Here is a 16084-nt window from a genome sequence, read left to right as displayed (position 1 = left end):
GGCAGGTTTATATTGGCATTCAAATGGAGGTCGATATGGCTGAACCACAACTCTCTGTCCGTAGCTCCAAGGCGCGCGATTTGGCCCACCGGCTTGCCCGCCGCGAAAATCGATCGATCGCCGATGTGGTTGAACGCGCGCTCGAATCGTACGAAATCCGGGAGGCTGGGCGCGAACCCGCTTCAGCTTTCTATGCGCGTCTTGCAGCACAATCCGGCACCGATATCGATCTCGAAACAATCCTCCGCGAAAGCCGCACTTCCCATCAAGGCATCGAGCTTTGATTTTCCTCGACACCAATGTCGTGTCCGAGACCTTGAAGAAGGCGCCCAACGAGGCAGTGCTCGCATGGCTGGTTCGGTACGATGCGGAACTCGCGCTACCAACTGTAACCATCGCCGAGATCGCCTTCGGCATCCAGAAGATCAAGCCGGACCAGCGCGCCAATCGGCTGGAGCAGGGATTGGCAGACTGGCGGCGTCGTTTTGCTGACCGGATATTCGGCCTGACCGAGGACGCCGCGCTTGCCTATGGCGAAATCATGGGTGCTGCCGCTCGCCAGGGACGCGGAATGTCAGCGCCCGATGGCATGATTGCAGCGATCGCTCAGGTGAACGGCGGCCGTTTGGCGACCCGCAATCTGACTGACTTCAAGACGACAGACCTCGAGCTCACATCTCCGTGGAATTTCTGACGTTTTTACAATGCGCTGGCCGTCTAAACAGGCAGGGCAGGGGGCTCTAAGTTTCGGCGCCTTGGTGAGGTTGAAGCGGAAGTGGTTGCGGCCGCGCTGGCATTTGCGGGTCATTTTCGGCCGAGGCATGGACGAACTGTTTTGCACATAGAAACAGCGGGCCGTGGGATCTTGAGGAATTTTAGCCAGGTATCGAGCCCCAGCGGACAGTGGCATCGGCCCCGCCGTAGCCGGTCCCAACCTCAGCACTAGCCGGTCTTACCCCCGCAGAGACGCCACAATGCCCCTTGTTGAGGATCTCGATCCACCCGCTCCGTCCTGCGCCTGGTCGCCGCAGTCGAGGCCGGTGATTTCGGTGCGGCGCAACGCCTCGGCAGAGCCAAAAACAGTATGCTCGGGCACGAGGCGGCGAAGCGTGCCGCATGTGAGACTACGCTAACAAGCCGACGTGAAAGGCTGAGTCAGTGAACAAACGGCGGCGAGTCTCACGATTTCCGGTCAGCTGACACTCACGATAGTGCGCGAGATTCGATGGCGCGGACGATTGACACGATTTTCGTGGCTCTGCGCGACGCGAGAGGCCATGTTCTCGCCAAGGCGTCCGGGAATTGGCGGCAAACCCGGTCGGCTCGATGACCGCGAATTAGCGTCGATCTGACGCCTAAACGCGGCTGTCCGGCGATGAAAAACGCGCGCCAGCGGCCATTTCCACCCCAGGAACCACAACGATCGATAAGGCAACATTATCGTTCATTTTCATACGACGACAGGCGCGGCGGTTATGACGCAAATCGGTTGCTAAAAGCGCCGTGTTGATTCATCTTGTCAAGGATGATTCTGCGGCCCAAATCTCGTTCCCGCCACCCGGCCCGCTTCCTGGAAGGACCGTGTTGCATGGATCGATTTCCACGGGGAACGGCCCTACGGATGCACTCTCTCAAGCTATGCGTTCGAACTCGGCGCGGCCGAGCTTGCTCATTCGGTTCAGGATGTTGACGCCGATCGCGGCCTCGGTTCGCTGGTTGGCGAGAGTTCTGGCTTTCAGCTTCGGACCGACCGTGTTGCATGGATCGTCGCTTGGCGGGTAGGGAGATCATCCCCACCGGACAGAGTTACCTGAATGCCGCACAAGTTCAATGACGCCCGCCGCCATATGTTTGCCAAGCGGCGCTACCGGGTGACGAACTGGGCGGAATACAATGAAGCGCTCCGCCGACGTGGCGATCTGACGATCTGGTTTGAGGAGGGCGTGACCGATCTGTGGTCGGCCCCGCAGCGCAGGACACGCGGCGGGCAGGCACGCTATTCGGACTGGCGATCGAGATTTGCCTGGACCTGCGGCTTGTATTCGGCCTGCCGTTACGGCAGACGCAAGGCTTCGTGCGCTCCATCGCGCGGCTGACCGGCGCCTCCACCGCGGCACCGTGTTTTTCGACCTTGTCACGCCGGGGTGTGGGCTTGAAGACGGGCGCCAGGAAGCGCCCGTCAGCCGATGAGCCTGTACATCGGGTGGTCGACAGCACCGGGCTCAAGATATTCGGCGCCGGCGAATGGCTCGAGGAAAAGCACAAGGCCGGAAGGAAACGCCGCACCTGGCGCAAATTGCACCTTGGGCTCGATCTTCTCAGCGGCGAGATCCTCTGTGCCGATCTGACGCTGGAAAGCATCGGTGATACCACGGCGCTTCCGGAACTTCTGACCCAGGTCGACGCGCCCGTCGCCCGGTTCATTGCCGATGGCGCCTTCGATGGTCAGCAGGTTTGTGATACGATCACAACGCGGCTTGGGGCCGATGTCGAAATCATCATCCCGCCGCCGAAGAACGCTGTCCGGAGGGCCGACGCGGCGCACGATCCGACGCCCCGGGACCGCCATATCGACGCGATCGCGACCCAAGGCAGGATGGGCTGGCAGAAATCCAGCGGTTACAATCAGCGCGCTCGGATTGAGGCCCAGATGTCTCGCTGGAAGACTGTCATCGGTCCGAAGCTGAAAGCCAGAACTCTCGCCAACCAGCGAACCGAGGCCGCGATGAACCGCTTGCCGATCAGCGCGAACAATCCGAAGACATGATCGCTGGCGCCGCCGGTATCGGTAAAGTGTTCCTGGATGTCGAGGATCGTGTCCTGGTCGAACAGCCCATCAAGCACATAGGCAGCCTCGCTTTCGGTCGGGCTGATGGGCAGGATGCTGAAGTAGCCGTACTGATCCGACAGATGGCTATAGAACTTCGAACCTGACTGGCTGCCGTAGTGTAGATTGACGTCGCCGCGCTTAGCGGCGCGATCACTGGCGCGAAAGAACTGCCCGTCCGACGACGCGGTCGTTCCGTTGCCCCACAGCCGAGAATGCGAATGCCGGGCATGCGCATCGGTAATGCATGCCTGCGCGGCGCGATAGGTCTCCGATCTTGCATGGAAGGTGCGCATCCAGCCAATTTGGTGAGCACTGATCCCCTTGGACGCACTCGCCATGCGCTTCGGACCGAGGTTGGTTGCATCCGCCAGCACGCCGGCCAGCATCTATGTTCGCAGCCGCCGCGCCGGCGAACGGATCATGGCCTCGGTCAGCCGGTTCCTGACCAAGAAGCTGCGGCTGAAGGTCAACGAGGAAAAGAGCTCTGTGGCGCGGCCGGAGGAGCGGAAATTCCTTGGATTCAGCATCTCGAATGACGGGAGAGAGCGGCGCATCGCGCCGAAAGCCCTCGACAAATTCAAGACGTTGATCCGGGACATGACACGCCGGACACGGGGGGTCAGTCTGCCGCAGTTGATCAAAGAGCTGAAGCCATACCTCATCGGATGGCGCGGCTACTTTGGCTTCTGCCAGACCCCACGGGTGCTTACCAACTTGAAAGCGTGGACCCGCCGAAGACTACGCTCGTATCTTTGGCGGCAATGGGGGAACGGGCACAACCGCTTCAAGGAACTGCGCCGTCGTGGCGTCCCAAAGTTCAGTGCTGCGGCTGCCGCCGGTTCGCCAACGGGATTCTGGCGCATGTCAGGACACCCGGCGGTCCAACAGGCCTTGCGCAACCATTACTTCGAGTCTCTTGGTCTCCCTCGACTCCATGTCTCTGCCCAAGCTTAATCCGATCGAACCGCCGTGGTACGGACCCGTATGCCCGGTGGTGTAGGAGGGGCGGCGTCGCGAGGCGTTCCCCTATCCCGATCAACCACCCCATCATCGCCGTTCGGATGACCCAACTCCCCGAGTTTGCTTCGGTTTTGCATCAGATTTTTTGCGACGTCGGAAAGTCCGCAATCTACGATTGCTTTGCACGGCCTATTTCGACAGACGATGTTCGTCGTCGATCAATACGATGCGGGAAGGGGGGAGGTTGCTCCATCTCCACAGCACGATGTTCAGATCTTCCCTGGTTGCACCGGGGGCGAAACTCTTCACCAGCAGGCCATTGTTGCCCGCAGCAATGAGCCGGCGCGCGAAGGCTTGCCTCTTCGCCCCGCCGCTCGCCTGGTCGCGCCCAGTGCTGGCGCCGAGCTCGGCGGCGTCTATGCCCTCGGCATCGAGCGCGCGGTCATCCCGGCAGTCGAAAATGCCATCGATCTCGGCATCGTACGAGACGAGCGTCGTCGGCTGGCGATTGCCGACCTGATTGGTTTCCCGCAGCGCCGTCATCACCGACAGGGACAAATAGAGTGCGGGAACCCCTTTCGGATTGAATCGTCCGCCATAGAGTTCCGCGCCGCGACCCGACAAAGGCTCGCCTGCGTAGACGGGGTTCAAGGCCCGATAGAGCTTGCCCCGATATTGCACGACTAGGCGTAAACGCCGGCGTCAACCGCATCGATATAATCGAGAACTTCATCGGCCCGGCCATTGAGCACCAGTTGCATCGCCGTCTGCCCGGAGAAGCCGGAAAGCGGCTCGGAGCGATACCAGGCATAGGCCATAAGGTTCGAACCGAAGCGAGGTTCCACCTTGTTGAGGATCTCGACCATTTCGCGCAAGCGGCGCTGTGTTTTATCCGAGCGCATCCGATCCTTGCGTTGGACGGCGTCCTTGCCGAGACCTGCGGTGCGGGCGACTTCCTCACTGGTGGTGCGCAGGACATCCGCGATCTTGCGCGGGGCAAACAGACCATTGTCCGAATATTGGGCAAGTCCCATGGCGGACGTCTCCATCTCCCATATGCCGATCATTGTGACGCAATATAGCGTCAGTAAGAGCGGCAATCAAGTAAATGGAGGTAAGAGAGAGGAAATATGAAAGGGAAAGTGCCGCTCGCAGACCGGATGGACCGCTGACGCTTGCGCTCATGCGCGCGCTGCAACAGATCATCGAAATCGAGGACAGCCGCGTTTTCCTTGCGTTGCCTGTAGAGATCCGTGACGGGGTCGGCGGCACGTGACATCTGGCCGACCATGGCATCGCCGATCTGGCTGAGCAGCTCGGCAAACAGGGTCACACATGCGCGAAAATAATCGTCCGCCTGCTGAGAGAGTCCCGGTCCGTCGTCTTTTTCGTAAGCCGACTTCCAGCGACCAATATTGCGCGGTTCGGTGAAGGTAAACTCGTTCCATTTCATCGAGGCGGTGCGCGGCGGATCGGCAAGTTCCCATAGCCGGGCGAAGGTGGGCTGCGTCTCGAAACAGTTCTCTTAGAAGTCGGCGAGCGTTTCGAACTCGTCAATCAGGGTCCCGGTGCTACGCTCCTTGGAGTAGTTCGCGTGCCAACGTCGAAAGGCGCGGACGCTCTCGACAAAGTCGACGTCCTTGCGCAGCGAGAGGTCGACCGGGACGGTGCTGGCGCCGAGGTGCGCAAGGTTGAGCTTGGCAAGGTCAAAGCTGTCCTTGACGACCTTGAGCGGCTCGAATTTGGAAAGAGCGGCGACGGGGTCTTCGCCTTCGCCGGTTCCATGGGAAATGCGCAGCGACAACTCACTGGCAGCCAGTTCGGTGAAGGTGATCGCTGCAATGCTGCGCGGTGGAGGCGTCGCAGGCTCGGCGCCGTCGTCGCCGAAGTATCCCGTCTCTCCATGACCGCCTCGCGCCGGCTTCAGCTCGCGGCCGAGGCCTCCGGCACGCTCGGCCTCTCGGTCCGGTGCTGGCGGCGACAGACCGAGGCGGCGGATTTCGGCATTCCCCGTGCCGCATGGCCGCGGCGATCAGGTTCGCCACGGCGGCTCTGGTCCCGATCCGCGCGAACTCCCGCCGCGCGGCTTGCGAGCCCGGAACTTCCAAGACAATCACGGCCACATCGACGAGATCAAGGTGAAGACGCGGGATTTCCGGTAAAAGGTTAGCAGCAAAAGAAAGGGCAGGGGAAGTAGATGCCGGACGTATCGTGGGGACAACTTTTCGTCGCTGCGCTTGGCGGCGGGTTCACCGTCAACCTCGTCGCGGCTTAGCACCACGGGCAGCTTGCGCGGATGCGCCAGACGAACGAGCCTGCGCGCCAGATCGGGACGATCGACCGTATGCGTGAAAAAGAAGCGCAGCGCCGACACGATGCTGTTCATCGTCGGCACTGGAGTTGGTCCGACACAAGGCTGAAGCGTTTGCGGGAACTCGGGATCAATCCCATCGCCGGGCTTCTGCATCATGGTTTCGGTCCGCGCGCGGATAACGTCCTTGACCCGGCATTTCCGCACGCGTTCGCTGAATTCGCCTTGGCCGTGGCGCGGCGATATCCTTGGATCGAATCCTTCTCGCCGATCAACGAGCCGCTGACCGCTGCCCGCTACAGTGGACTTTACGGATTGTGGTATCCTCACGATAGCGATGAAGCGCCCTGCTTCCGGCTGCTCGTCTCCCAGTGTCGCGCTGTTGCCAAGGCCATGGCCGCAATCCGGCTGGTACAGACCGAGGATTTCGGCCGCAATTCTCTACTGTGCCGCTGCGCTAGGCCCGCCTCCTGTATAGAGATGATCTGCCAACTATGTCCGGTCCTGGTGCGGCTTCTTTCCCGCAACTTCGAAAGCAGATCGAATAAGCCTGCCATGTTTCCAGCGGCCACTGAATGCTTCGACATCGTCTCGCCATTTCCTGGCGACAGCGATGTGATCAGCCAAGTGGATTGGCTGAGTTCAATCGAAATGAAGATTGCTGCAAGATTAGTATGGATGGCGGTCGCAGGACTTTCGATCTTGAACATTGGGACCTCGGAATAAGTGGTTGGTGGAACGGCCACTCATTCTGCAAAAACGCCGGCCGTCATCTAAGCCCCATGGAATCTTGACACGAACCGCTGGCGGGCGCGGCCGGCGAGGATCACCCGCGGATGATATCGCTCCTTGCGAGAAAGTCAGGAAAGGCGGGGATAAACGCTGAGCACACGTTCGATGAAGGCGCTGAATTCGCTCATGTAGGTGCGCAGGAATTCTTCCGTCGATTTGAATCTAACGGCGCCGTCGTCGGTAATCAAGTCAGGCGCGAACTGGATATAGGCCTCGATCGCATTCATCATCGGAGAATTGCAGAAGCTGAGAATGCTCTTTAGATGCTGCTGACCGACCGCTGTGCCTATCGCACCCGGTGAGGTGCCGATAATCCCCGACGGCTTTTTGGTGAAGGAGTTTTGTCCCCAGGGCCGGCTTGCCCAGTCGATGGCGTTCTTCAGCCCGCCGGGAATCGAGCGATTGTATTCCGGCGTCACAAAAAGCACTGCGTCAACCGCGGCAATGGCGTCTTTAAATTCTCTTGCGACCTCTGGATAGTCGTCATCGTAGTCGTAGCTGTAGAGAGGCAGGTCTCCGAACCCGATCTCGCGCATCTGTAATTCGGTAGGCGCCAGTCGCACCAAAGCTTTCGCAAGCTTGCGGTTGATAGAGCCTTTGGCAAGGCTGCCGACAAAATACCCGACTGTATAGTTTGGCATCACATCCTCCCAATGCTGATGAACGAACGATTGTGGTTTTCGTTCCGGCGTCTCATTGCTCGCGTTCTCAAGATTTGCGCTTCAACAGCAGCAATCCTCCAAAACAGGAGCGTCACCCGCAAACCGACCCGCCAAATGCCGCGTCAGCGGCTTCGTTAATCCTCAAAACGATCCGTCAAGCTCTGACCGCTCTAGTGCCGAGTTCGAATTCCCCATCATTCAAACCAAGTGACCTCAATAGGTTTCTGACGTTCTCAGCGCCTTTCGAGAATTTTTTCGAACCGCGGCGACAATGAACCGGGCTGCATCATCGACATATTGGTGCCACTCCGGCTCCTGGCCAGCGCGCGCCTCGCCGGCCTGGCTCTGGCCCAGACGCTTCCGACCTGACCATCACCACGATACGCAGCCCGGCACATGCCAGAGGTGGTCACTTCGCCGCGCAGGCGCAACCCGAGTTGTTGGCGCAGGATAGTTGGGCTTCTTCAGGCCGCTAAGACGACGGGCACATATGGGCGGCCTAACTCAACCCGATTGCACGGTCCCAGTAAGGCGGGGTGCCGAATGTCTTGCGTAAATGGGCGACGAACAGCCTGACCTTTGCGGTATGGGAGCGACCAGGCATGCGAATGGCGTGAATTGATGTTGAGCGCGCGGATGAGCGTCAGGTCGAGAATCCCGGCCAGACCGTCAGCCACCAAGCGGCCGATCTTCAGATGGCGGCACTCGGCTAGTCGCCCACGGGCGGGGCTTCGGCTCCGCCCCATTTTTCTACATATAGGCTAGTGTCACGGGCGCCGGCCTCTTCGCATGTGCGCCGCCACGCAATCCGACAAATGAAAACGATCGCGGGGCCGTGCCAGTCGCGGCCGTCACGAATGTTGGTCCTGCTCCGGTCCTCGCCCCGCGAAACGGCTGAGCCGTCCTGCACTGACGTTGCGGCCCGCAACCGACATCTCGTCTCTTTCCGATTGCTATTGAGCGGGTTCGCGAACCTGCGGTCCTGCGCTCGCGGACCTAGTGACGGCCGCGGCCTCGAATGGAGGTTTTGAAAAATGAGCAGGAAAGAGAGCAAACCCCGCGTCGATATTACGCGAAGATTACCGACCGCATCGTCGCCGATCTGGAGAAAGGCGTGCGCCCATGGGTGAAGCCCTGGAGCGCCGGGAATACGACGGGTCGCATCACCCGGCCGCTGCGCCACAACGGGCTGCCATATCAGGGCATCAACACGCTGCTTCTCTGGACGGAGGCAGTGGCGAGAGGGTTCGTCTCTCCCACCTGGATGACGTTCAAGCAGAGCGTCGAACTGGGCGGCCATGTCCGCAAGGGCGAGACCGGCTCGATGGTCGTCTACGCGGTACGAGGCGATAGAGCTTTCGCGTCTTTGCGCAGCCAGGCCTGATTTGTGCCGCGTTGCTCTGCGCCTTTGGCGATCGTTTGTTTTCCCGGCCATCTGCTCCGCACGTCGCTGCTGCTGGCCGTCAGTTACCAGGACACAGCCCTTCATTCCGGCGGCCTCTATCGCTTCGATGGTTGGGTCAAGATCGGCCAATCGCGTAGCGGAACCGATTCCCGCTCCCGTCGGCGCGGGAGGAACAAGATAATATGGGGCTGGTGCGACGATGCCGAGATCAGGCAAACCCAGCAATCGATCTTCCAGATATGCGGCATCGCCGTGTGGACCGTCTTCCCGCTACGGTCGACCGAGGCGATAGCGAAACGACTGCTCCTTTCCAGATACGGACCCTTTCGGATTCGAAGTAGGCCCGTGCGCGCCGTCGGACGGCCAGGACAATGGTAATTCCAACGCACAAACAGCACTGGAATTCGTCATTCAATTGCATTACATTCACGAGTAGAGATTGGAGATTGCCATGGCTTCGAACGCATTGGTGCAAACCCGCATCGATTCCAACATCAAGGACCGCGCCACGACAGTCCTTGAAGGCATGGGCCTGACGGTTTCCGATGCCGTGCGCATACTGCTGACGCGTACCGCCAACGAAGGCGCATTGCCGCTGGAACTCCTCAGCAATAGCGAGGCGCATGATACCTGGTTTCGGGCCAAGGTGATGGAAGCGCTCGAAGACACCCGGCCCGACACCAGTTCCGAGGATGTCGAGGCACATTTCGTCTCAAGACGGGAAACTGCGCGGCGTAAGGCCGGCGCGACAAAATCATGAGGCTTACCTGGTCGGCGTTTGCCCTCGCTGATCGCGATGACATTTTCACGCACATCGAAGCGGAGAATCCTCGCGCAGCGGTTGCCGTTGACGAGCATATTGAGCAGGCAGTGCTCCGCCTGGTCGAGTTCCCCGAGAGTGGACGCCCAGGACGCGTGCCCGGAACACGCGAATTGGTCATCCACCGAACGCCATATATCGCCGCCTATGTCCTCGCTCCGGATCGTATTCGGGTTCTGCGCGTACTCCATGGAGCGCAGATGTGGCCTGATGAGTTCGGACCCGATTAGGCCTGCCACGAAAACCGCCTGAACGGACGCCAGCTTCGGACGCGGGTCCGCGGTTGGGTGGGAGCCTGACCAGCTGCCACGGACTGCCCCCATATCGATGGTGAGAGGTAGCTTTCCATGAATCTTCGGGGAGCCCAGCCTGCCGAGCAAGCCTTGCGCTTTCTTTGCTGTTCGTCTGCGGCGTGTCGAGCCGGAGTTCGGCCTCGGTGGATGTTGTGGTACTGCGACCCGTGCCTCTGGGTTCTGGTCAAATGCCTAGGTTGCGGCCCTGCCGTCGGGACGGGTATCCTCAAGCTCGCCATCATGGGCGGGCGTCCCGTAATCGTTGAGCTTGTGGCGGTAGCCACGAAGTGTGTCGGCTGCCCGCTGCAGCAATTCGGACTGCTCCGCCTTGGTCAGCTTCCGCGTCCCATTCGCGGCGCGTGCAAGTTCGGATATGAAAGATGCGTCGGAATCAACCATGGCCAGCCCCTGTTGCTCCCTCAAAAGGGCCTAGGCAAGACTCAAAGGGCGTTCCATCCCAAAATACCAGTATTGACAGCCGAAGTACGGTAGTAGGGCCGCAACCGGAACGAAACCCGATCTCAGCCATTGACCCGCGCTGACACTTGCCAGACCACCTGTGTCAGAAGCCCCGCTGTCTCCTGATCCCCATCAGGCGGCGGGGCTTTTTGCGTTTTTGCTGGAACGAATACTTGCGCTGGCAGTTTATGTGAATCCACGTTCAATCCCTCCACGTGGACCTGCCAGGGCCCGCCGTCTTACCGTCACGCGAGGCGGCGGGTTTTTTCGCAATCTTCTGCAACCGGGGGATTAGGAGACACTGTGGCGCGCTTGACCCAGTTGCTGAACCAACCGCTTTCGGCTGAGAATTTGGATTTGTTGCAACGATCGGATCGAATGCACCTGCGGAGAACGGGATTGACGTTGAGAGTGATGCTGGCGACGCGGTCGTCCAGCGGGCACTCACGCTGTTCTACGCCGGTGTGTTCGACGAAAGCGATTTGCGGCAAGCGCTTCGTTGGCCAGGAACTTACGTTGGAACAACGCTCTAGGTTCGCCGTTTGACCGGCTCCTCCTCGTTCCCATTCCAAGGCTTCGCTTCTAACCGAGGTGGCGGGCTTTTTGTTTCTTCTAGTACCGCATATTATTTATGCCGTGGGGTTCGGGTTTTCCGGATCCTGCCGCCGCTTAGCTCCAGCACTGTTGCCTCGCGAGCTTGTCTTGCAAACTCGTCCTGCAGGTCGCCCCACATGCCGAGTGGTTCACCACATTTGCTGCATGTGATCATAGTGAATTCGTCAGCGTCCGTCGGAATCATCAGAGTGATGGTCCCACAAGTTTTGCATTCCAGTTTGCCGTTCAGATAGCCGCCCTTCATTCCCGGAGAATGCCCCGTTTCCAGCAACAAAGCGAATCCTATGTGCGCCGGGGAAAATTGCGCTGCACCGGAACAATTGAGGCGCGTCTGACTTTAGTAGCCGGGTTGGGAGTTACTTCATGTCAGATGAACGAAAGCGGCCTGCGCTCACTGAAGAGCAGGTTCGGGCACTTGCCATCGAAACGGGTGTTTCCGAGCAAGACATTCAGATGATTGTTGAACTGGTCGGCATAGACCGATCATCGATCGTGCGAGAAGCGCGCCTGCTCAAGAAATCCCGCTAACGATCAGGTCAGCTTGCGAGCTTCCTCCATGAGCTTCTCGCGATCATTTCCGAAGCGATGAACCAGGGCACGCGCTTGTTCAGTCGATATCCCGGTCTTTTGGACTAAATACTGGATCTCGTAGCCCTCGTCGCCCACCACTCTGTTGCGATCGCGTTTGTCGCGTTTGCTCTTGTCGCCGGCCATGGATCGCTCCTGTCGAATAATCTCCGGGGCGAACAACAATCAGAGGTTCTTTTCGTTCCGCAGCTTATCGATCTCACCAATGACCTTGGTGAAGATCGACCCGAAGCGGTTCAAATGGCGGAGCAGTTCCAGCGTTTCGGCATCGCTCAGCGTGTCGCCGCGGCTGCTCATGATACAGATCAGGTCGAAGCAGTCTTCGCCGTATCTGGCTGCTGCTTCTGCCGCCTCCTGTTCGATCGCGACGTCTGTCAGTAATGCGATGTTCCGGGCCATGGCTGGAAACGGTCAGGTTGCGAGCTTGTTCCAGATGGCCGGCAGTTCGAGCACGATACAATGGTCTTATGAGGCTCCAACCTGGCCGGCGCGTGGGCGGGGGGCTCGGGGTTTCGCGCCGACCAGTGCGGTTTTTCCGTTGGAGGGTTTTGCCGCATTCCCAATTTGGCACACATATCCAGTGCCTGATACGACACATCGGAGGAATGGCATCCTCCAAAAGGATGACCACCTTAGACTGCGGCAAGACTCGGAGGCGGCGGGCCCTTCTATCATCGTCTGCTCCTCGATTGTTCCGCGGCCTTCTGCTCTATACGCTTGAGTTCTTCCTCGATTTCTTCCTGGTCCGCGTGTTCCAATCCCACCACGTCATTGCGTGTCTTCTCCAACGCAAGGACGATCTCATCGAGCTTGGCGTGAATCGCGGCCGTGTCGCGGTAGCCTTGGATCAGGACAATGCCCGTAATCACGATCGCCGCGACGGAGAGTACGTAGGTTACCACGTCGGTAAGGCCGAATGGGACCAGGAGCGTGCACAATGCCATCGCCACCAGAACAAGATAGAAGCCCGGCGGCCGCGACAGAAAATCAGCGAGGTAGAAAAGAGCCCTCTCCATATCGTCGCTCCGTAATCGATATGGCCCTAAATGCGTGGAATGCGATCTGGTTGCAGGATGAGGAGGCATTGCCCTTCACCTGCTTTGCCAAAAAATCCGAAACGGCGGAACCAGACTAAACGAAAACCATTCCATGACGGCTGGGGGCTCCACACGCACACAAGGACAGCGACATGGCCAAGGAAAAGACATTGGAGGATATGTTCCACGACACCCTGAAGGACATCTACTACGCGGAGCGCAAGATTCTGAAAGCGCTACCGAAAATGGCAAAAGGCGCGCAGGCGCCCGATCTGCAGGCCGCGTTCGAGAAGCATCGTGACGAGACCGAAGGACATGTTGAGCGGCTGCAGGAGGTCTTCGAGATCTTCGGCAAGCGAGCCCAGGGCAAGACCTGCCCGGCGATAGACGGGATTATCGAGGAAGGCGAAGAGGTCCTGGACGAATACAAAGGTACTCCGGCTCTCGATGCTGGTCTGCTGGCCGCTGCCCAAGCGGTCGAGCATTATGAAATTACGCGATACGGGACGCTCAAGAGATGGGCCGAACTGCTTGGAATGAAAGATGCCGTCCGGCTGCTTGACGCTACGCTGGCCGAAGAATCGAAAACGGACGAGGCGCTGACGGGAATTGCGGACAGTGTGGTGAATGAAAAGGCCTTGGGCAAAGCTGCCTAACCGCGCCCCGGCCTTTATTGTTTCTCGGCAGGAAACATCGCGCCGCCTTCCAACTGCCCGCCGTCTTTCACTAGCCGGCGGGCGTTGCGCTGCCGATCAGTACGCTTGGGTTCGACACGTCTGATGCGGCCGCCATTGAATTCGAGGGTTCCGTCTCCGGCCTCACGGGCGAATTCGTCTTGCAATTCTCCCCAGGTGCCAAGTAACCGGCCGCAACTGCTGCAGTGGATTTCGGTAAGTTCATCGGCCTTTTTGGGTATCAGCATCCGGATCGTGCCGCATGTGGCGCACTCCAGCTTCCCGTCAAGATAGCCCTTGGCCATGGGCTATCTTGCGCGCATTCCGGCCACTAAGCGAATCATATTCGCCTGGGACTGTCGTCGTCTGCGGAACCAATGTTCGCCGTTCGAGGTTGTTCGCAAGACTGTAAATTTGAATAGGGCAGAATCGTTCGCCATGAACCGGCAAAAGGCAAAAACATTGGCGTTGCAAGGCAAGCCGCTGTCTTTAGGTTGGCGCGCTTCCTTACCGGAAGGGAAAAGACGGACGACCCGAAATCCTGCTCGTAACCACGCGCAAAAAGAAGCGTTTCATCTTTCCCAAAGGCTGGAAGATGAAACGGAAAAACAAGAAAGCTGCTACGGCACAGGAGACAGTAAACGAGGCCGCCGTGGTCGGAAATCTACACAAGAAGTCGATCGGTCGCTATCGCTATCGAAAACGCTTCGGAACTGCATCCGTCCCTGTTGCCGGGACGATGTTTGCGATGCGCGTCAACTTTCGAAATGGCCGGAGCAGCAGGAGCGTTCTCGCCTATAGGTAGCCGTGATGGTTGGGCCAGCCATTGCCCACCCTCCGTGGACGGGCTTTTTTATGTGGAGGCGACCGGCACGCTCTCCGAAGCGCCGGAGTGCAAGCAGGAACAGGAACACGGTGAGTGCGATTGCGCCGTAGCGTAGGACGGTCTGCGCAAATGGGTTGGTGGCGATTCCGGCAAGTAGACTTCCAATCATCGCTGCCCCCCGCTTCCAGTCGTCGATGCGGGCGTAGATCGTGACGGCGACGCCGGCGAGCGCCACGGCGATGAAGACCCAGCGCAGGGTGTCCAGATACGGCACGAGCGGCAGGATGGCGGATTGGGTCTCCGCCAGGACGTTCTGCGCGACCTCGACACCTGCGGCGCCAAGCGTCGCCACATCCGCCGCACCGCTGGCCTTCATCGTGCGGCTTTCGGCCAGCACCTCCCGTGCGGGCAGCATTTCCGCAGCGAACACCGTCGCCCGCACGGGGAAGCGCTCGCCCCATTGCCGCGCGGGCCCGAGGTCGACATGGATGAAGCCCGAGCGGGTATAGGAGCCAAAGCCGAGGAGCCCGACCTCGCGCGCCGCCGCCTCGAACGCCACCGGATCGTAGTTAGCCATGGCGATGTTGAAGGCGGCGCCGTCGAGATGGTTGGAGCGGGTCGCACCATCCACGGCGCGGTTGTGCTCGGGGCTGCAATAGGCGAAGCGGACGATCAGCGGCTTGTCCAGCCGATCCCGCAGGACCTGCAGCTTGTGTCGAGTGCCGGTTCGTTGATGGCAGCTTGCCGGTGCCCGCGGTCGCGCAGATCGTTGGCGGTGATCCTGGCCATCACGCGCGAACGCACGATCATCGCATAGGCATTGCCGCGCAGGAGCAGATGCGCCTGCAGCAAGCGACGAAACTGCGACGGTGTCTGCCAGCGGTTGGGCCTGCGCGGGAGCACCGTCCAGATCGGTGTGTCCGAAGCATCCTCGCGGGTGCGATCGTCGACGCGGCGCTTGATATGCAAGGGCAGTGTCGCCACACCGCCGGAGATGATCCGCACACAAGCATAGACGGCGGCGACCCGTGAAGCTATGCGGAGTAACCGCAGGCCGGACCTTGTCGTGGAGTACCATTTTGATTAGCGTCTTTGACTTGCAATCGATCTTGAAGGTGCGCCGTGTACACTCACATTCTTGTTTCCACCGACGGTTCCGAGCTGGCACAAAATGGCGTTGATCATGGGCTATCCCTGGCGAAAGCTCTCGGGAGCAAGGTCACTATCGTCACGGTGACCGAGGTGATGCCAATCTCGTCAGTCGCAACAGCGGCAGGTTGGGTTGCAACGCCTGTGGATTTCGAGAACTACGACGCCAGTCAAAAAGAGTTCGCGAGTAACATACTTTCGACAGCAAAGGCCTCGGCTGAGAAAATGGGTATTGATGTGAACACGGTTCATGTTCCGGATGCCTTACCCGCCTCCGCGATCGTTGACAGCGCCCAAAAATATGGCTGCAATCTAATCGTCATGGCATCCCATGGGCGCCGTGGTATCAAAAGGCTGCTGCTGGGCAGTCAAACCTCCGAGGTACTGTCGACAGCGACGATCCCGGTGCTCGTCGTCAAGTAGCACTGTCACAACATTAAAATGCCGCGGGTCTCATAGACCGAGCGGCCAGCATTGACGTCACGGGCGATAGCTCGGCCCAGCGCGTTGCAGATAGCGACAATGCCGTCGATGCGTTCGGTCGAGCGTAAGCGGGTAGCCGCGGCCGTTCAGGCTTTGAAGTTCCAGGGCATGAGATCGTCGATCCGGGAGATCGGCCAGCCCTGGGCAATGCGCTCGAGGGTCTGGGCGAGCCAGGCGTGT

The 16084-nt window shown here is 59.5% G+C and carries 25 protein-coding genes and 3 pseudogenes; 13 read left to right on the top strand and 15 right to left on the bottom strand.

What is annotated here, in order from left to right; genetic code table 11:
• The first annotated feature begins 35 nt into the window (after window positions 1–35).
• The 4 genes from EET67_RS22715 to EET67_RS26680 all read left to right on the top strand — a co-directional run bounded on the left by EET67_RS22715 (window position 36) and on the right by EET67_RS26680 (window position 2767).
• Window positions 36–284, top strand: a complete 249-nt coding sequence (locus tag EET67_RS22715; RefSeq protein ID WP_128628516.1) for a type II toxin-antitoxin system VapB family antitoxin — start codon at window positions 36–38, stop codon at window positions 282–284.
• The gene (locus EET67_RS22710) at window positions 281–694 is read left to right on the top strand and encodes a type II toxin-antitoxin system VapC family toxin (protein ID WP_128628500.1); all 414 of its coding nucleotides are present in this window, start codon (window positions 281–283) and stop codon (window positions 692–694) included. Before EET67_RS22715 ends, EET67_RS22710 begins: the two co-directional genes overlap by 4 nt.
• Before the next feature lie 1120 nt (window positions 695–1814).
• Window positions 1815–2096 carry a hypothetical protein gene (locus tag EET67_RS26170; RefSeq protein ID WP_245451156.1) on the top strand — a complete coding sequence of 94 codons (282 nt, stop codon included), beginning with the start codon at window positions 1815–1817 and terminating at the stop codon, window positions 2094–2096.
• On the top strand, window positions 2006–2767 hold the full coding sequence (locus EET67_RS26680; RefSeq protein WP_425359545.1) for an IS5 family transposase: 762 nt from the start codon (window positions 2006–2008) through the stop codon (window positions 2765–2767). The genes EET67_RS26170 and EET67_RS26680 overlap by 91 nt, the downstream gene beginning before the upstream one ends.
• Here the strand turns inward: EET67_RS26680 and EET67_RS22700 are convergent.
• Window positions 2728–3216: pseudogene (locus EET67_RS22700) on the bottom strand (Tn3 family transposase); the annotation flags it as partial. The gene EET67_RS26680 and the pseudogene EET67_RS22700 sit on opposite strands and share 40 nt — an antisense overlap.
• A gap of 34 nt (window positions 3217–3250) precedes the next feature.
• Here EET67_RS22700 and EET67_RS22695 point away from each other — a divergent pair.
• Window positions 3251–3784: a group II intron maturase-specific domain-containing protein gene (locus EET67_RS22695; RefSeq protein ID WP_165900005.1), complete on the top strand. Its 534-nt coding sequence runs from the start codon at window positions 3251–3253 to the stop codon at window positions 3782–3784.
• A 195-nt stretch (window positions 3785–3979) separates the two neighbouring features.
• On the opposite strand, the gene EET67_RS22690 is transcribed toward EET67_RS22695, so the two are convergent.
• From EET67_RS22690 to EET67_RS22675, 4 genes are all read right to left on the bottom strand, one after another.
• The gene (locus EET67_RS22690) at window positions 3980–4471 is read right to left on the bottom strand and encodes an RES family NAD+ phosphorylase (RefSeq protein WP_128628498.1); all 492 of its coding nucleotides are present in this window, start codon (window positions 4469–4471) and stop codon (window positions 3980–3982) included.
• Between the two features lie 2 nt (window positions 4472–4473).
• Window positions 4474–4824, bottom strand: coding sequence for an antitoxin Xre/MbcA/ParS toxin-binding domain-containing protein (locus EET67_RS22685; protein ID WP_128628497.1), 351 nt, complete (start codon window positions 4822–4824; stop codon window positions 4474–4476).
• A 50-nt stretch (window positions 4825–4874) separates the two neighbouring features.
• The gene (locus EET67_RS22680) at window positions 4875–5243 is read right to left on the bottom strand and encodes a hypothetical protein (RefSeq protein ID WP_128628496.1); all 369 of its coding nucleotides are present in this window, start codon (window positions 5241–5243) and stop codon (window positions 4875–4877) included.
• Window positions 5244–5315: 72 nt separating this feature from the next.
• Window positions 5316–5594, bottom strand: coding sequence for a hypothetical protein (locus tag EET67_RS22675; RefSeq protein ID WP_128628495.1), 279 nt, complete (start codon window positions 5592–5594; stop codon window positions 5316–5318).
• 63 nt (window positions 5595–5657) lie between these two features.
• Here EET67_RS22675 and EET67_RS26160 point away from each other — a divergent pair.
• A pseudogene (locus EET67_RS26160) lies at window positions 5658–5819 on the top strand (damage-inducible protein); the annotation flags it as partial.
• Window positions 5820–5903: 84 nt separating this feature from the next.
• Here EET67_RS26160 and EET67_RS26675 read toward each other — a convergent pair.
• Complete coding sequence (locus tag EET67_RS26675) at window positions 5904–6164, bottom strand: hypothetical protein (RefSeq protein ID WP_425359546.1); 261 nt, start codon at window positions 6162–6164, stop codon at window positions 5904–5906.
• Here EET67_RS26675 and EET67_RS26670 point away from each other — a divergent pair.
• A complete protein-coding gene (locus tag EET67_RS26670; protein ID WP_425359544.1) occupies window positions 6087–6827 on the top strand; it encodes a glycoside hydrolase family 1 protein in 741 nt (246 codons plus the stop codon). The genes EET67_RS26675 and EET67_RS26670 overlap by 78 nt on opposite strands.
• 134 nt (window positions 6828–6961) lie before the next feature.
• On the opposite strand, the gene EET67_RS22655 is transcribed toward EET67_RS26670, so the two are convergent.
• Window positions 6962–7534: an NADPH-dependent FMN reductase gene (locus EET67_RS22655; protein ID WP_128628494.1), complete on the bottom strand. Its 573-nt coding sequence runs from the start codon at window positions 7532–7534 to the stop codon at window positions 6962–6964.
• Window positions 7535–8589: 1055 nt separating this feature from the next.
• Between EET67_RS22655 and EET67_RS22650 the strand changes: the two are divergent.
• The 3 genes and pseudogenes from EET67_RS22650 to EET67_RS22635 form a co-directional block, all read left to right on the top strand.
• Window positions 8590–8909 (top strand): annotated as a pseudogene (locus EET67_RS22650) (ArdC-like ssDNA-binding domain-containing protein); the annotation flags it as partial.
• A gap of 502 nt (window positions 8910–9411) precedes the next feature.
• Window positions 9412–9720 carry a type II toxin-antitoxin system RelB/DinJ family antitoxin gene (locus EET67_RS22640; RefSeq protein ID WP_128628493.1) on the top strand — a complete coding sequence of 103 codons (309 nt, stop codon included), beginning with the start codon at window positions 9412–9414 and terminating at the stop codon, window positions 9718–9720.
• The gene (locus EET67_RS22635) at window positions 9717–10010 is read left to right on the top strand and encodes a type II toxin-antitoxin system RelE/ParE family toxin (RefSeq protein WP_128628492.1); all 294 of its coding nucleotides are present in this window, start codon (window positions 9717–9719) and stop codon (window positions 10008–10010) included. The genes EET67_RS22640 and EET67_RS22635 overlap by 4 nt, the downstream gene beginning before the upstream one ends.
• Window positions 10011–10265: 255 nt before the next feature.
• Here EET67_RS22635 and EET67_RS22630 read toward each other — a convergent pair whose 3' ends face one another.
• On the bottom strand, window positions 10266–10472 hold the full coding sequence (locus EET67_RS22630; protein WP_128628491.1) for a hypothetical protein: 207 nt from the start codon (window positions 10470–10472) through the stop codon (window positions 10266–10268).
• 1038 nt (window positions 10473–11510) lie between these two features.
• On the opposite strand from EET67_RS22630, the gene EET67_RS25730 reads away from it, so the two are divergent.
• A complete protein-coding gene (locus EET67_RS25730; protein ID WP_165900004.1) occupies window positions 11511–11675 on the top strand; it encodes a hypothetical protein in 165 nt (54 codons plus the stop codon).
• Window positions 11676–11678: 3 nt separating this feature from the next.
• On the opposite strand, the gene EET67_RS22620 is transcribed toward EET67_RS25730, so the two are convergent.
• The 3 genes from EET67_RS22620 to EET67_RS22610 form a co-directional block, all read right to left on the bottom strand.
• The gene (locus EET67_RS22620) at window positions 11679–11861 is read right to left on the bottom strand and encodes a DUF3606 domain-containing protein (protein ID WP_128628489.1); all 183 of its coding nucleotides are present in this window, start codon (window positions 11859–11861) and stop codon (window positions 11679–11681) included.
• A gap of 39 nt (window positions 11862–11900) precedes the next feature.
• Window positions 11901–12134 (bottom strand): hypothetical protein, encoded by a 234-nt coding sequence (locus EET67_RS22615; RefSeq protein WP_128628488.1) that lies wholly within the window; start codon window positions 12132–12134, stop codon window positions 11901–11903.
• A gap of 272 nt (window positions 12135–12406) precedes the next feature.
• Window positions 12407–12751: a low affinity iron permease family protein gene (locus tag EET67_RS22610; protein WP_128628487.1), complete on the bottom strand. Its 345-nt coding sequence runs from the start codon at window positions 12749–12751 to the stop codon at window positions 12407–12409.
• Window positions 12752–12924: 173 nt separating this feature from the next.
• Between EET67_RS22610 and EET67_RS22605 the strand changes: the two genes are divergently transcribed.
• Window positions 12925–13428: a YciE/YciF ferroxidase family protein gene (locus EET67_RS22605; protein WP_128628486.1), complete on the top strand. Its 504-nt coding sequence runs from the start codon at window positions 12925–12927 to the stop codon at window positions 13426–13428.
• Window positions 13429–13442: 14 nt separating this feature from the next.
• On the opposite strand, the gene EET67_RS22600 is transcribed toward EET67_RS22605, so the two are convergent.
• From EET67_RS22600 to EET67_RS26150, 3 genes are all read right to left on the bottom strand, one after another.
• A complete protein-coding gene (locus tag EET67_RS22600) occupies window positions 13443–13751 on the bottom strand; it encodes a hypothetical protein (protein ID WP_128628485.1) in 309 nt (102 codons plus the stop codon).
• Window positions 13752–14201: 450 nt separating this feature from the next.
• Window positions 14202–14945 carry a YcbK family protein gene (locus tag EET67_RS25885; RefSeq protein ID WP_245451163.1) on the bottom strand — a complete coding sequence of 248 codons (744 nt, stop codon included), beginning with the start codon at window positions 14943–14945 and terminating at the stop codon, window positions 14202–14204.
• On the bottom strand, window positions 14945–15310 hold the full coding sequence (locus tag EET67_RS26150; protein ID WP_281011177.1) for a phage portal protein: 366 nt from the start codon (window positions 15308–15310) through the stop codon (window positions 14945–14947). Before EET67_RS26150 ends, EET67_RS25885 begins: the two co-directional genes overlap by 1 nt.
• Before the next feature lie 84 nt (window positions 15311–15394).
• Between EET67_RS26150 and EET67_RS22585 the strand changes: the two genes are divergently transcribed.
• On the top strand, window positions 15395–15844 hold the full coding sequence (locus tag EET67_RS22585) for a universal stress protein (RefSeq protein ID WP_128628484.1): 450 nt from the start codon (window positions 15395–15397) through the stop codon (window positions 15842–15844).
• Window positions 15845–15990: 146 nt separating this feature from the next.
• Here EET67_RS22585 and EET67_RS22580 read toward each other — a convergent pair.
• Window positions 15991–16084, bottom strand: a 94-nt coding sequence (locus EET67_RS22580; protein ID WP_133308878.1) for a transposase domain-containing protein, incomplete at its 5' end; no start/stop codon positions are given.

Origin of the sequence: Borborobacter arsenicus (assembly GCF_003934165.1) — a bacterium.
Taxonomy (GTDB): domain Bacteria; phylum Pseudomonadota; class Alphaproteobacteria; order Rhizobiales; family Rhizobiaceae; genus Pseudaminobacter; species Pseudaminobacter arsenicus.
Note: the sequence above shows the minus strand (reverse complement) of the source record. Positions and strands in the feature narration are given on the sequence as shown.

What these genes read in the sequence shown, in the direction of transcription:
- EET67_RS22715 (WP_128628516.1), top strand. Translation starts at nt 36, where the DNA reads ATGGCTGAACCACAACTCTCTGTCCGTAGCTCCAAGGCGCGCGATTTG.
- EET67_RS26170 (WP_245451156.1), top strand. Translation starts at nt 1,815, where the DNA reads ATGCCGCACAAGTTCAATGACGCCCGCCGCCATATGTTTGCCAAGCGG.
- EET67_RS22695 (WP_165900005.1), top strand. Translation starts at nt 3,251, where the DNA reads ATGGCCTCGGTCAGCCGGTTCCTGACCAAGAAGCTGCGGCTGAAGGTC.
- EET67_RS22685 (WP_128628497.1), bottom strand. Translation starts at nt 4,824, where the DNA reads ATGGGACTTGCCCAATATTCGGACAATGGTCTGTTTGCCCCGCGCAAG.
- EET67_RS22680 (WP_128628496.1), bottom strand. Translation starts at nt 5,243, where the DNA reads ATGAAATGGAACGAGTTTACCTTCACCGAACCGCGCAATATTGGTCGC.
- EET67_RS26670 (WP_425359544.1), top strand. Translation starts at nt 6,087, where the DNA reads ATGCGCCAGACGAACGAGCCTGCGCGCCAGATCGGGACGATCGACCGT.
- EET67_RS22655 (WP_128628494.1), bottom strand. Translation starts at nt 7,534, where the DNA reads ATGCCAAACTATACAGTCGGGTATTTTGTCGGCAGCCTTGCCAAAGGC.
- EET67_RS22640 (WP_128628493.1), top strand. Translation starts at nt 9,412, where the DNA reads ATGGCTTCGAACGCATTGGTGCAAACCCGCATCGATTCCAACATCAAG.
- EET67_RS22635 (WP_128628492.1), top strand. Translation starts at nt 9,717, where the DNA reads ATGAGGCTTACCTGGTCGGCGTTTGCCCTCGCTGATCGCGATGACATT.
- EET67_RS22630 (WP_128628491.1), bottom strand. Translation starts at nt 10,472, where the DNA reads ATGGTTGATTCCGACGCATCTTTCATATCCGAACTTGCACGCGCCGCG.
- EET67_RS25730 (WP_165900004.1), top strand. Translation starts at nt 11,511, where the DNA reads ATGTCAGATGAACGAAAGCGGCCTGCGCTCACTGAAGAGCAGGTTCGG.
- EET67_RS22620 (WP_128628489.1), bottom strand. Translation starts at nt 11,861, where the DNA reads ATGGCCGGCGACAAGAGCAAACGCGACAAACGCGATCGCAACAGAGTG.
- EET67_RS22615 (WP_128628488.1), bottom strand. Translation starts at nt 12,134, where the DNA reads ATGGCCCGGAACATCGCATTACTGACAGACGTCGCGATCGAACAGGAG.
- EET67_RS22610 (WP_128628487.1), bottom strand. Translation starts at nt 12,751, where the DNA reads ATGGAGAGGGCTCTTTTCTACCTCGCTGATTTTCTGTCGCGGCCGCCG.
- EET67_RS22605 (WP_128628486.1), top strand. Translation starts at nt 12,925, where the DNA reads ATGGCCAAGGAAAAGACATTGGAGGATATGTTCCACGACACCCTGAAG.
- EET67_RS22600 (WP_128628485.1), bottom strand. Translation starts at nt 13,751, where the DNA reads ATGGCCAAGGGCTATCTTGACGGGAAGCTGGAGTGCGCCACATGCGGC.